Source organism: Paraflavisolibacter caeni (genome assembly GCF_025628885.1).
Taxonomy (GTDB): domain Bacteria; phylum Bacteroidota; class Bacteroidia; order Chitinophagales; family Chitinophagaceae; genus Flavisolibacter; species Flavisolibacter caeni.
The window spans coordinates 17202-31793 of the sequence record NZ_JAOTIF010000042.1; the positions used below are offsets into that span (position 1 = coordinate 17202).

The 14592-nt window shown below is 41.2% G+C and carries 10 protein-coding genes and 1 pseudogene; 9 read left to right on the forward strand and 2 right to left on the reverse strand.

Annotated features, from left to right (window positions below):
• Positions 1-161 precede the first annotated feature (161 nt).
• The 4 genes from OCK74_RS26505 (at position 162) to OCK74_RS26520 (ending at position 5985) form a co-directional block, all read left to right on the forward strand.
• Positions 162-2345: a S46 family peptidase gene (locus tag OCK74_RS26505; protein WP_279300141.1), complete on the forward strand. Its 2184-nt coding sequence runs from the start codon at positions 162-164 to the stop codon at positions 2343-2345.
• Positions 2346-2518: 173 nt separating this feature from the next.
• Complete coding sequence (locus tag OCK74_RS26510; protein ID WP_279300142.1) at positions 2519-2710, forward strand: hypothetical protein; 192 nt, start codon at positions 2519-2521, stop codon at positions 2708-2710.
• A gap of 20 nt (positions 2711-2730) precedes the next feature.
• Entirely contained in the window at positions 2731-4965 is a 2235-nt protein-coding gene (locus OCK74_RS26515; RefSeq protein WP_279300143.1) for a polysaccharide lyase family 8 super-sandwich domain-containing protein, read from the forward strand.
• A gap of 180 nt (positions 4966-5145) precedes the next feature.
• On the forward strand, positions 5146-5985 hold the full coding sequence (locus OCK74_RS26520) for a ThuA domain-containing protein (protein WP_279300144.1): 840 nt from the start codon (positions 5146-5148) through the stop codon (positions 5983-5985).
• Between the two features lie 416 nt (positions 5986-6401).
• On the opposite strand, the gene OCK74_RS26525 is transcribed toward OCK74_RS26520, so the two are convergent.
• Positions 6402-8369 carry a right-handed parallel beta-helix repeat-containing protein gene (locus OCK74_RS26525; protein ID WP_279300145.1) on the reverse strand — a complete coding sequence of 656 codons (1968 nt, stop codon included), beginning with the start codon at positions 8367-8369 and terminating at the stop codon, positions 6402-6404.
• 84 nt (positions 8370-8453) lie between these two features.
• A complete protein-coding gene (locus tag OCK74_RS26530) occupies positions 8454-10061 on the reverse strand; it encodes a M81 family metallopeptidase (protein ID WP_279300146.1) in 1608 nt (535 codons plus the stop codon).
• Positions 10062-10632: 571 nt separating this feature from the next.
• On the opposite strand from OCK74_RS26530, the gene OCK74_RS26535 reads away from it, so the two are divergent.
• The 5 genes and pseudogenes from OCK74_RS26535 to OCK74_RS26555 all read left to right on the forward strand — a co-directional run.
• Positions 10633-10854: a hypothetical protein gene (locus OCK74_RS26535; protein WP_279300147.1), complete on the forward strand. Its 222-nt coding sequence runs from the start codon at positions 10633-10635 to the stop codon at positions 10852-10854.
• A 330-nt stretch (positions 10855-11184) separates the two neighbouring features.
• Entirely contained in the window at positions 11185-12264 is a 1080-nt protein-coding gene (locus OCK74_RS26540) for a LacI family DNA-binding transcriptional regulator (protein ID WP_279300148.1), read from the forward strand.
• 259 nt (positions 12265-12523) lie between these two features.
• A complete protein-coding gene (locus OCK74_RS26545) occupies positions 12524-12709 on the forward strand; it encodes a hypothetical protein (protein ID WP_279300149.1) in 186 nt (61 codons plus the stop codon).
• The gene (locus tag OCK74_RS26550; protein ID WP_279300150.1) at positions 12706-13767 is read left to right on the forward strand and encodes a LacI family DNA-binding transcriptional regulator; all 1062 of its coding nucleotides are present in this window, start codon (positions 12706-12708) and stop codon (positions 13765-13767) included. Before OCK74_RS26545 ends, OCK74_RS26550 begins: the two co-directional genes overlap by 4 nt.
• Positions 13768-13828: 61 nt before the next feature.
• Positions 13829-14592 (forward strand): annotated as a pseudogene (locus tag OCK74_RS26555) (glycoside hydrolase family 88 protein); the annotation flags it as partial.

The following is a 14592-nucleotide window of genomic DNA, read 5'->3' on the forward strand; positions in this document are numbered from 1 at the left end:
GGGATACTTACAGAAGGTGTTATCTTCAGAAATTTTTCAGATAATGAGTGGCTTGGGTATTGTTGAATTTTAGGATGAAATTATTATAATGAATACATGCCTGGTAAATAATTGAAGCAGTATTTCCTTAATTTGGCGGCCTTCCCATAATTATCATCAATATGAAAAATCTGAAACCCTTGTTTGTTTTACTTCTTACCATTTGTTTTATAGGCCGAAGCTTTGCCAATGAGGGCATGTGGCTGCCACAACTTTTGGAGCAACTGAATGAAAACGAAATGAAAGCAAAAGGATGCAAGCTTTCAGCAAAAGACATTTATAATATCAACAAAGCAAGCCTTAAAGATGCCATTGTAAGCTTTGGCGGTTTCTGTACGGCCGAAGTCATTTCAGACCAGGGTTTATTGCTCACCAACCACCACTGTGGCTACAGTGCCATTCAGAAGCACTCCTCACTTCAAAACAATTACCTGGATGCAGGTTTCTGGGCGATGAGTAAAAAGGAAGAATTGCCCAATGAAGGACTGACAGCCACTTTTATCGTGCGTATTGATGATGTTACCAGCATGGCTACAAAAAATGTAAGAAAAGATATGCCCGAAAGTGAACGCCAGCTTTTAATTCAAAGCAACATTAATGAGCTGACGACTACTGTAAAAAAGGAAGCATGGCAGGAGTCGTTTGTCCGGGCATTTTTCGATGGTAACAAATATTACCTATTTGTTACGGAAACTTTTAAAGACGTGCGCCTTGTGGGTGCACCGCCTTCTTCCATAGGGAAATTTGGCAGCGATACCGACAACTGGATGTGGCCGCGTCATACAGGCGATTTTTCCATTTTCAGGATCTACGCTGATCAAAACAACCGGCCTGCAGCATATTCTCCCAATAACGTTCCCTACAAGCCCAAACATGCCTTATCCATTTCATTGGATGGTGTAGCGAAAAATGATTTTACCATGGTGTTTGGCTTTCCCGGCCGCACGCAGGAGTATTTGCCTTCAGTTGCTATAGCCCAAACGTTGAATGTGCTGAACCCGGCCAAAATTGATATCAGAACCAAAACCTTGAAAATTTGGGACAGCTATATGCGCAGTAATGAGCAAACAAAAATTCAGTATGCAGCGAAATATGCATCGATGGCCAATGCATGGAAGAAATGGATGGGTGAAAACCTTGGGCTTAGCAAATCGAATGCCATTGCTAAAAAGAAAAGCTATGAAGCTTCATTTGTACAACGCATCAGTGGTAAAAGCATCCTCAATGAAAAATACGGGAATGTGTTAAGTGAACTGGAGAAAACTTATGCCAGCATTGAGCAATATGCACTGGCACGTGACATCTACAACGAAACCACCCGGGCCATTGAATTGTTTAGCATTTGCAACCAGGTAATTGGTTTTGTGAACGCTTATAACACGCCAAAGCAAAGCGAGGTTACCGCAAGTCTTGCCAGTGTAGCAAAAGCCTTTTATAAAAATTACGATGCCAAAGTGGATAAAGAAGTGTGCAGGGAAGTAATGCGGTATTATTTGAAAAAAATGCCAGCCCACGCTTTACTCCAGGGTATTCACCAACACGAACTCCAGGACCAACAACTAGACAATAATATAGAATTGGTATATGCAAACTCCATATTTGCGAACGAAAGCAAATTCAACGAATGGATAAAACTGCCGGTTAGCGAAGCTGTGAGCAAAGCCAAAGCTGATCCCGCATTTGTATCTTTATTCTTCTTACAAGAAGCTTACACGAAAAATAACGCGGAACCGCTTAAAACCTTGCAAAACCAACTTGATCTGCAACAAAGGACTTACATGCAAGCGCAAATGGAAGTATTTACAAATAAAAAGTTTTATCCTGATGCCAACTCCACATTGCGTATCACTTATGGTAATGTGGGGGGGTACAATCCTAAGGATGCCATTGCTTATAACTACTATACTTATTTGGATGGGGTAATGGAGAAGTATATACCAGGAGATTACGAATTTGATGTGCCTGCCAAACTCATAGACCTGTATCAAAAAAAGGATTATGGCATATATGGTGTTAATGGAAAAATGCCTGTGTGTTTTATTGCTTCTAACCATACTACGGGCGGCAACTCAGGCAGCCCTGTGCTGGATGCGTCTGGCAATTTGATTGGCCTCAATTTCGACCGTGTGTGGGAAGGTACAATGAGTGATATTAATTATGACGCTTCTATTTGCCGCAACATAATGGTAGATGCGCGGTATATATTATTCATCATTGATAAATATGCAGGCGCATCACACCTGGTACAGGAAATGAAGCTGGTGCATCCTAAAGCAAAAATGATAAAGCAAAAGAAAGCCGCCTAGGATTAATGACGTAATGCCTGCGAGGCTGCAATGGACAGCTTCTTTAGTAACATGCTGAAGTGCAGGTCTCCGATAAGATTCTCCTTACGCCTGTTGTCTTGTTGTAAATCCTTGATTATCATTCAAAAATAAAGGTTCAACTGAAAAGTAGAACCTTTATTTTTGTTACCTCAATGTGGGTTTTTCATGGCAATGAGGATCCAACAGTGCCTGGTCAGCGATTAAGAAACATGGTGAAGGGTATTACAGATGCAGGAGGGTACCCGAAATACACAGAATATCCAGGTATTGGTCATGGCGCATTGACACCCACTTATAATGACCCTAAAGTTTGGGATTGGCTTTTTGCCCAGGAAAAGAAATAGAACTGGTAATAAAATAAATCATGATTTCTAAAAAATATATCTCCTTATTCATCGTTCTTTTATCTTTTATTAATTTGGAAGCACAACAGGTTGTGATCGATCAGTTGATCCGTAATCTGAATGCAACCACCTTACTTCAGAAAACAGACCAGAAAGAGCTGATTGAGGAATTCTTAAATGTGTCTCAGAAAGGGCGTTTCGGTGGGGCTGATGATTTGAAGCTTTATCTGGAAGTGAACAGTCCGGACAATGATATATCAGAAATTTTACGCAATCAAAAGGATGATGGTTCCTGGCCCGATATCAATTATGCAGATAAAAGTAACAGTAGCTGGTCACCTAAACTACATGCGCTTCGTTTTCAGGTGATGGCTAAATCTTATAAAACGCCAACTTCGGCTTATTATCTATCAAAAGAATTGTCAGCGGCATTGCACAAGGCAATGAATTATTGGTTCAGGGAGAAATTGGTTTGTCCCAACTGGTGGTATAACGATGTGGGAATTCCCATGTATATGGGACCAGGTTTTTTGTTGCTCAAGGATGAACTGAATCCTGATGAGAAAGCTGAGGCGCAGCGGGTGATGAAACGGAAAGTATATAGGGCTACAGGGCAAAACAAAGTTTGGGATGCGGGGAATGCGGTTATGTATGCTCTTTTGTCTGACAATCTTCCCTTGGCGGTTAGTTCACGTGATTCTATTGTATCAGAGATATATATTACTATCCAGGAAGGGCTTCAGCCAGACTATTCATACCATCAGCACGGACCTCAGTTACAATTTGGCAATTATGGACTTGCCTTTATCAGTTCGATGGCTTACTGGGCTAATATTTTTTCAGGTACATCCCTGGCCTTTGATGCTGCCATAATGAAATACCTGAGAGATTACTTGCTTCAGGGAATTCAATGGCCTGTATGGAAAGGAAATATGGATGCAGGAGCCTGTGCCCGCCAGGTTTTCCAAAATGCCCAAAAATCAAAACCATATGTGTTATTGGTTGCAGTTTCAAATATGACAAGGACAGATTCAATATTTGCAAATCAGTTCTCCCGTTTTATAAGAGAAAACTTCTTGAGGCCGGATATAAAGAATACTTTGGAGGGACACAAATACTTCTGGCGGTCTGAATACGGTATTCACAGAACGGCCTCATGGTATGCCTCTGTTCGCATGAACTCCAACCGTACAAAAGGAGTGGAGATGACCAATAGGGAAAATCTGCAGGGATTTTATTCGGCTGATGGTGTGATGTCTATACTTGTAGACGGAGATGAATACAATAATATTTTTCCTATCTGGAATTGGAGACGTTTGCCTGGCCTTACAGCGCAGGATGGAGTGCAAGCGACGGTTGATTATAGCTCACAAAGATCCGGCTTTGTGGGTGGAGTAAGTGATGGTATTTCAGGTGCTGAAGCCATGATCGTAAAGCATGACGGTTTAACTGCTTATAAATCTTATTTTTTTATTCGTGGAGTAATTACATGTTTAGGAGCAGGTATTTCTACCTCGTATAATTTTCCTGTCTATACTTCACTGAACCAACCCCTTTTGAAAGGGCCAGTAACTTACCTGGCATCCAATAGCAAGGGAGAAAGAATACTCAGTAAAGATGCTGAACTGGTCGACGATAAGATAAAAGCTGTTTATCATAACAAAGTCGGTTACTACCTGTTGCAGCCTGCAAAGCTTCATTTAAACAATCAGCTTCAAAAAGGAAACTGGGCGCTGATCGCCGATTTTTATAAAGATATTCCTGATTCAGGAAGGGTTTTCAACCTGTTCATCGAGCATGGCCATAAACCGGAGAATGCTTCTTATGCTTATTGTATTTTGCCTGGCATTGCTAAAAAGCAATTGACCGATTTTGTTCAGCAACCAGCAATAAAAGTGCTTTCTAATACTACACAATGCCAGGCAGTAACAGACAATACTGAATCTATTTGCCAGGCTGTATTTTATGCTCCTGATTCCGTAAGTTTTGGCACACTGGAAATCCACAGTCTAAATGGTGGGCTAATGATGATGGAAAGAACTGGAAACGGGAAATTGAAAATTACTGTGGAAGATCCTGTTCAAAAACTGGACGATTATGTGTTGGAGTTATCCGGAATGTATTCTGGTCAAGGAGCAACCTATGATGCAAACAGAAATAAAACAAGGATCATTATCCCCCTTCCCCGGAAAGAGGGGTTTGAAGGCAGCAGCGTGTCAATAGAAATATCCTCAAAAACTCCTGGGTGGAGATAATGGTTCCGGTTATAGTTATGAGCATAATAGCATATAGGGATTTGCATTTACACAATTGAGTGGTGTTGGCTGTTATGGTGACTTGGGTAATTTCCTGGTTATGCCAATTGGGAAGGATTAGTTTCAATAAATACTTGTGCCTTCTATTATAATATCTTATTGGATTCAACTAGAAAGTTTATGCTAAAATTCATCAGGACATCATTATACTTTGCTTTGGTTTTTTGTTTTAGTTTCAATATTAATGCACAAAACAAGCGATCGGTATTTAAAGTCATAGCTTTTTATGCTGCTAAAAACGACCAGGCACATATAAGTTTTGTGCATGAAGCCAATAGGTGGTTCTCTGAAATGAGTGCCAGGTATGGTTTTCAATATGATTCAACTCAAAATTGGAATAACCTGAATACAGGCTTTCTTTCCAATTACCAGGTGGTCATATTTTTAGATACCCGGCCAGATTCTTTACCCCAAAGATTAGCCTTTGAAAAATACATGGAAAACGGTGGTGCCTGGATGGGATTTCATTTTTGTGCCTTTGCACTGACACCTTCAACTTATCCGCAAAACTGGGATTGGTATCATAACCAATTTCTCGGATCTGGTCAATATGGCAGCAATACCTGGCGTCCGACATCTGCTAATTTGAAGAACGAAGCTCCAGATCACCCTGCAACAAAAAACCTACCTGCCTTGTTTACTTCTGCCCCAAATGAATGGTACCGTTGGCAAAATGACTTGACTAAAAATTCTGATATACAGATACTTTTATCGATTGATACTACAAGTTTTCCCTTGGGTACAGGACCAAAACAACATGAAATTTGGTACAGTGGTTATTACCCGGTTGTCTGGACAAACAAAAAGTATAAAATGATCTATATAAATATGGGACATAATGATATAGATTATGAAAATCATACAAACAAAGAGCTTTCATTTAGTTTTGAAAATAAAACTCAAAGCAAGTTGGTTATTGATGCTTTATTGTGGCTGGGTAAAAAAACTACCCATAAATAATAATCCTGTTAATTAATTTCTCAACAGTTTTCGATAAGGGTTGCTGGTATCGCATTTGTGAGACAGGTATCCCCTTTTCAATTATCTCCTGTTATTCTGTTGTTCTGTCTGATTCTTTTGTAAATGATTTGTTTTCGCTGCCTTACATTTAATTCAGATGCCTAGACAAAAATTAAATTTATTCCAGGCAGCCAAAACGTAATCATTTATAATTTCTCTCTTTTTTGCATGGTAGTCTTTTGCAAGAAGTGTTGTTTTGCCATCTAATTTGTCTTGTGCGAATGAAGAAAGACTGTGTATAGTAAATAAAAATATAAGAGTTCGTTTCATTTTCAGTTTAATTTTTGATCGTGTATTTCTTTGAACACATTTGTTTTTTTAACCTGCCTTGAACAGGTTGAAAAAATGTTGCTGTTTTACCAAACTTTTATTTTTTGTTTTCCGCTTTGTTTAATTTCAAAAGGCCCAGGTGAGGGATGTTCGGTTGCTCTTTTATTTCCTAAAAAATCGGTATCGATACGAAGCGCTGTACCATCAGGGTTTTCATAAAACGCTTTGGGCAATTTTGTTTTCCCCAATAAAGCGGTTGTTATCTGTTGAGTGTTTAATTTTGATAGGCTTTCATCCGTTGTAAACTGAAGATATACCTTGTCGCCTTCTTCCATTAATTGAATATCAGGATTGAACTGTTTTTTTTGCACATACTCTTTTTCTTCACTCCACGGAAGAGCTTCGTTGTAATAAACGTTGTGATTAATCCAGATGGGCCAGTGGTCGCTTAAATTCATATGCGATTTTACTTTAGGGCTAGTACTGTCTTTATTATAAACAAGCATACCAAATTTTTGTCCCCGATATTTTACCGAATCTGCGCCTTTGCCTAAAAATATATTATTGTAATAGCGGTCATCTCCAGCTGCTACGGTGGCCATTCCTGCTATTTCGGTGCTGTGTGGCAAATGGTAAGGTGTAAAGCGGTTGGGATCCGACCATATAATCATGCTACCTGTAATAAGATTGTGTACAAAAGCTCCGCCTTCCGATTGCGTGGCGATACTTTGATTGGAAAGCATAATATTATTGTCAACTAAGAATGGTCCGTGGTTCACTTCAAAAAACATATCCTGCCAGTCGTTGCGATACAATACATTTTTAGTAAGCCGTGTGCCCTGTGCCATCCAATCCATCCAGTAGCCAAATGCGCCAACATCATGAATGCGGTTGTTATCCAACACCACATCAATAGCTGCATGGAGCTTGATGCCCGCCAGCTCGGCGCCAGTAAATTGTTTTTTCTGGTGAATGTTATAAATATGATTGTGCTGTATGGTGCTAAAAGCCGCCCCAAAACTGCCGCAGATACCCGTTTGTTCGCAATTGTAAATCGTATTGTTTCTTACAATGTGAGAGCCGATGTTTTCTTTGTTCCATCCATTTCTCAAGGCCCTAAATGTAACTTCAATATAATGCAGCGAGCCATCATAGCTGGGATCGTTGGACCATACATTATGCCCGGTACCTTTTTCTTTGCCTAGTGTGATACCGGAGGATTTTGAGTCATGAATGATATTGTTTTCAATGATCCATCCTTTGTTCCAGTGCGTGGCAATCATACCTATCTGTTCAGCAGTAGGCGCCGCCCATTGTGTAGCAGCCTGGCTAATATCGAAACCCTGTATGGTGAGATAATTGATGCCTGTTTTTTCGGGATAAAAAACCGTTTTGCGTATGCTAAGCTCTGTTAATGCTTTGTTCGGATTTAGGCTTTGAAAATTAGCAAAAATAGTGGTACTGTCGGCGTTCACCTTACAATGCCAGGTATAAAGCGAACCTTCTTTGTCTCTTGTTTTTTCAAATGGCACAGGTTTCGTCACCTTTTCAAGGCTGTCGGTTTCGTATAAAGATTTTCCATTGATAAACAGATCGGCTGTATGTACTTTACTGAAATTATCACACCAGTCGCCATACACTAAGTCATTACAGGCATTGTAAGCGCCAAAAAAAGAATTGGGCAGCGATACTTTCCAGATCCCTTTCTGTACCTGCTTCCATCCTGTGATGATTTCTGAACCTTTGATCGCAGCTTTTTCGCCCGGCGCTGCTCGATACACAATACGCCGTGCATCGCTACTGCCACCATTCTTAGGATTCACCCATTCCCTATAAGTGCCAGTATGAACGGTAATGGTATCTCCGGCTACTGCTTGTTGGGCAGCATAATTGATGGTGCGGAAAGGTTTACCTACCGAACCTTCATTGGTATCATTACCGGTTACGGATACATGATATTCCTTAGCTAGCTTATTGTTCGTTTGTTTTGTTTGTGCAATTGCACAGAAAATACTTAACACAAGCAGCCCGCAAAAGAAAATCCTTAATTTCATCTCGTTCGTTTTAGCTATTGTTTTGAAGCGTACAATTTACTTTGTTGTGCTCGGCAGCTAAGCGCCTTTTTAAATCAAATTATGCTATTGATCCGAAGCCACAATCAGTCGAGCAGAAAGATCCGGGTCTTTCATGTCTTTATCCAGTGGAAACATGGGGCGATGAATGCGTTTGTAAGGAAGTCTATCCAGGTTCTGATCTACACCGCCTACGGTTAGCGCCAGTAGCCAGTCTGCCTTCATATTGTATAGCTCCGGTTCTAAATAACCAATCTTGACTACCACAATATCGCTTGTGCGGGGTTGTAGCCCAAGACGGGTAAAATCGGCTTCCTTATGATATGGTTTGCGCTTCTGGGTCACAATTATGTGTACACTACCTACCCGCACTACTACTTCCACTTCTGCGTTAATATCGCCCTTTACTATAGACTCCACTATTCCGGAAAGAAGGATTGGAGGTGCATAGCGGGCGTCTACTTTAGCACCCACATATCCTTCTACTGATTTACCCACACCTGCCTCTAAAGCTTTTTTCACCAGATCCGGCCCTGGAATGGAGGCATAAATAAGAGAAGGGCCATCTGGAGATTTAAACTCAGGACGCGCCAGAATCTCCTGCAAGGTCCAGGTTACATCACCAGCTCCTCCCGCAGTTGGATTATCACCAGAGTCAGAGATGAAAAACGGCCGCTTTTTACTGGCCAGCGCTTTGTTTAGGCATTCAGCCAGGCTACCGGTAGGGGCAACAAAGGAAAAGCCGAAACGGGCATCCCAAAAGCTTTTTGCAAGCCTGGTGGCCGTGCTCATTACTTTTTCTTTATTGTCACCCGTCACCATCACCACCGCATGATTGCGGGGTTCATCGGCCCAGGCGTATCCTACCCAAATGGCTGCATCAATAATGCCTTCCTGGGCAGCTGCAGGAGCCACGGCCTTGTAAATGGTTTTGGCTGGTTCAATCCGGGTGCTGGTCATTTCCCCGGGCAGCAGGATCGGGATGGGTATCCAGGCTTTGTAGGCTGGTTTTCCTTTACCGCTTTGGAGTCGATCCAGTAGGTTTTTAACCGCCCTCCGCTTTGTCTCCATGGCGTCTTCATGCGGTGCCATCCGGTAGCAGGTAATAAGATCAGTATGTTTTGCCAGTTTTTGGGACACATTGCCATGCAGATCCATGGAGGTGGAAATAAGGGTTTTGGTGCCAATTACTTCCCGGATACGGGTGATGAAATCACCTTCCGGATCATCCAGGCCTATGACACTCATAGCGCCATGAATATCAAAAAACAGCCCATCATAAGGGGCATGCTTCTTTAGCGAATCCAGTGTTTTGGTCACCAGGGCTTCGTAGGCCTCACGGGTTACGGCTCCTCCTGGTAAGGACTTGCCGATGATAGTGGGGATCCATTGGGCCGCTTTACGAAGTATGGAGTCGGGTGCCAGGAAAGGATAGGAAGTGAATACCTGCTCTGCATATTTGGCCTGAAAGGCTTCTTCGTTGGTAAGGGCAGGAGAAAAAGTGCTCGATTCAATAGCCAGTCCTGCAATGGCAATACGAGGAAGGACCGCTACAAGTTCAGGTTGCGAGATGATGTCTTTTTCTTCTGCTAAGTGTCTAGAAGGTGGCCCCTGTGTGATTAAAGTACTTGCCAGGAGACAGGATAGAATAGGAGGGAAGAGTAGATTTCTCATAAAGTGGGCTTATTAGGTGAATGGGTGAACAAACTTCTTTGATTTTCTCATACCTAAGTTAAGGATATGATGGACATACATCTTTCCGCTCAAAAAGTTCAGAAATAAAGCCGACTGGTCAGAGGTGAGAAAGTGGAAATACCGATAGCTTTGACCACCTCTGCCGATTATTGTTTTGGTTTGTAAAAGATTGCTTTTAAATACTTTCAAGTGGTATGTCTAAATCGTTCTTGGGGTTAAGGCGTTGTTTTTGGCTCTGTATTTATATAGCAGGGGCCATCTCTGGTATTACAGATGTAGATGCCATCACATTATCAATGGCTAAAATGGCAAATAATGACAGTAATTCCACATTAGCTATTATACGATTTTACTTGCGGCCTTGTCTAATACACTGGTAAAGTTCTGTATCGTGCTCATGGTTGGCAGCCGTAGTTTGATTAGAATTTCATTGATAGGCTTCATTTCTATCTTTGTGGTTGGAACAGCTCTTTTTCTATATTTCTTACTTACATAACATTAGGGCCTGAAACGTGTTCACTTTCCGGGCAGGTGGAAAAACCATAACAAAATGCAAACTTTAAAAATAGCAGGGGTTGCCCTAGTACTGTTGGGAATAGTAATGATTGCAATTGGAGGGTTCAGCTATAAGCAAAAGAAAAAAGTACTTGATACAGGTGTTATTGACATAACAGCCAAAGAAACAAAAACCATTACCTGGCCTCCAATTGTCGGGGGCATTGTTGTGCTTGGCGGGGTTGTAGTTTACATATTGGGAGGGAAAAATAGGTGAGCATCGAAGTGTCACTCTGTTTGTATTCATATCCTCTTACCTGTAACTGGTTATTGTTCTGGATAACGAGCAATGAAATAATAAGGACCAATATAAACTTGGAAAGGGAAGGGGGAAATACTGTTTTACTACAACCAGCTAAGTCTGTTGAAGGATGAGTTGCCTCCTGATCCGATTTCTAAACTTAAACTTTCTAAAAAAGTAATAGTGCTCTCTGTTTCAAAAGACTATGGCATAGATGTTAAAACCTTGTGCTACACGGTTGTGCGCTGGTAATCAATTTCAGCTTGGTGAGATCGTAGTGTTTTTATAGTTTTAGGATAGCAGGAAATGAAAAAAAAGACATCCATCCATGATATTGCGAAGCAACTGAATGTTTCCTCCACTACTGTTTCTTTTGTATTGAATGGTAAAGCTGAAGAAAACCGAATTAGTAAGGAATTACAGTACAAGGTCCTGGAATATGTAAAAAAAGTGGGTTACCAGCCAAACCAGTTAGCCAAAAGTCTTCGTACAGGGAAAAGTATGATCTTATGTATGCTGGTGGAAGATATTTCAGATCCGTTTTTTTCCAGCATTTCCAGGATCGTAGAAACAAAGGCTTTTGAACATGGATATAAAATATTCTTTGCCAGTACGGAAAATGATACAGAAAAAACAAAAGCCCTGATCAGGGTTTTCAGGGAGAGACAGGTGGATGGTTACATCATTGCGCCTCCACCGGGAATCGAGGAAGAACTGCAGGATCTTTTGCATGAAAAGGTGCCCGTGATCCAGTTCGACCGCTTTTTACCCGAAGTGAAAACTACAAATGTGATCATTGACAACCTTGGCGGTGCATATAGTGCTGTACAGCACTTGCAGGAGAATGGTTATCAGCAGATTGGATTTGTAACCCTTGAATCTAAGCAAACACAAATGCAGGACAGGCTCAATGGATATCTGAAGGCAATAAAGGAAAAGAAACAAAAGAAAGTAGTGCTTAAAGTGCCTTACAGAAATCCAAATGAGTCAACCCAGGAAAAGGTCAGGTTATTTCTGCAGGACAATCCGGCAATGGATGCTTTACTGTTTGCTACCAATTACCTGGCGATAGATGGCCTGGTTGCTATTGCCTCCTTGAAACTGAATATCCCTGGCAATATTGCTGTCGTTGGTTTTGATGATAATACACACTTCAGTTTGTTTTCTCCCCCTATAACTGCTGTTGCCCAACCTGTTCTAAAGATTGCAGAAGAAGTAGTGGTGCAACTAATGAACAAAATAAAGTCTTCAGGTAAAAATCCTCGTAAAGAAGAAAATATTCTATTGCCTACCCAATTGATTGTTAGGAAATCTTCTTTGGCCGTACCAGGTAAAAAATTAAATGCGCGCTTAGAAAATATCAAAAACGAGTCGATCTCATCATAGTTGTATTTCATTCTGTCCTGTCCGATTAGCTCCATTACATTCTATCTGGAAATATATGGATTTAAGTTTGGCAGACAGATTGAGATATGGACCGGAATGTAGAATTGTTAAAAATTAAAATAATAAGTAAATGATTGTATAACAATTCAAATAATCGATTTAGCAGATTTTGAAAAAATATTTGCTAAATCCATTTAGCTATCTATATCTTTATAGCAGAAACAAAATCACAGTACAGTTCTACATCTAACGGATTTGTATGCCAAACACTAAAATTCATATACAGTTATTTCCTATTTCTCCTTGCATAGGATCACCACAGGCATCCCTGGTGGATAATGCATTTTCTGGTAAATATGAGTCCAGCTGTTTGGCGGATCGTGCACAAATGCAGGATGGTCTGAAGAATCAATATATTAAAGCTTTTTGCGTGATCGGATCATGAGAAACCAAACTGTAAAGAAAAAAGTTTCCATTCATGACATAGCGAGGCAGTTGAATGTTTCATCTACCACTGTTTCGTTCGTCTTGAACGGAAAGGCAGAGGAGAAAAGAATCAGTGATGAAATGAAAAAAAGGATCCTGGATCATGTGGCAGAAGTAGGGTATCAACCCAACCAGGTTGCTAAGAGCTTACGTACAGGAAAGAGTAAGATCATAGGCATGCTGGTAGAGGATATTTCCGATCCTTTCTTCTCAGGCATATCACGGCAGGTAGAAGAAAGTTTATATAAACTGGGTTACAAGATATTCTTTTCCAGCACGGAAAATAATACAGAGAAGACAAAAGAGCTACTCAATGTACTCCGGGAAAGACAAGTAGATGGTTACATTATAGCGCCCCCACCTGGTATTGAATCTGAAATAGCAACCTTGATTGATGAAGGCTTACCGGTGGTATTGTTTGATCGATATTTTCCGAACCTCAACACCATCAATGTGGTTGTGGATAATTTCGGGGGTGCCAGCTTGGCAATTGAACATCTACACGCAAATGGGTATAGGAAAATATGCCTGGTAACGCTCGACTCTGAACAAAGCCAGATGAAAGATCGCTTGGCTGGCTATTGTGCCTCGGTGAAAAAGCATGGACTGCCATCTATTGTTGAGAAGATTGCTTTTCGGCAAACACAAGATGATACGGTAAAACAGATTAAAGATTTCCTGCTGGAGCATAAAGAACTGGATGCCGTGCTGTTTGCAACTAACTACCTCACCATTCCTGGGCTGGAAGCTATCATTGATTTGGAGCTTACCATACCTGGTGATATTTCAGTGGTAGGCTTTGATGATAACGATCATTTTAGCTTGTTTTCTCCTTCCATTACAGCTATAGCACAGCCTATTGAAAAACTATCGGAAAGAACAGTAAAAAAGCTGATAAGCTGCCTGAATAGAGAAAAAGGTGCATTAAAAACAGAGACTGAAGTTTTGCCTACGGCACTGATCATCAGGAGTTCATCCGTTCCCATAACACCCACAGATCAACACAAAACACCATAAAAAATCAGGAAGAGTTTTAACTAATTGAGTTTTATGTATCCTTTAGTGCGTATTTAAAAGTATGATTAATAAAGTATTCATAGGTGCAGCTATTTCCATTGCTGCAATCATTGCTGGATGTGCCGCAACCAGCAATATTGATGAAGACAATAACCTGGACTACACCGTTCAGCAGGTATCTAAAACAGCTGCGACCCTAAAAGATTACAACAACATTCCCAGAAGTATTGCACATGGCAAAACCGACTGGCGCTTTGTAAGCTACCGCGACTGGACCAGTGGTTTTTGGCCCGGCATTCTGTGGTATGCATACGAATACACCCAAGAGGAGCAGTGGAAAGCAAAAGCAGACAGCTTTTCAAGGGCACTTTTTCCACTGGTGGATTCTTCTGCGATTGACCATGATTTGGGCTTCCAGGTGTTTTGCAGCATCGGCAATGGTTACCGGCTGACCGGCAATCCTGAATACAAGAACATTCTGCTGCGTGCTGCAGATACCCTCTCCAAACTGTATAATCCAAAGGTAGGCACCATTCTTTCCTGGCCCAGGCAGGTGCCGGGTGCAGATTATCCCTTGAGGCATAATACCATCATGGATAACATGATCAACCTGGAATTGCTTTTCTGGGCATCCAAAAATGGAGGTGGCAAACACCTGTACGACATAGCGGTGAAACATGCCGAAACTACCATGAACAATCACTTCCGGCCTGATTATACGTCTTATCACGTGGTCGTGTATGATACCGCAACGGGTAAAAAGGTGAAAGGCATTACACACCAGGGCTATTCTGATTCCAGCATGTGGGCAAGGGGACAGTCATG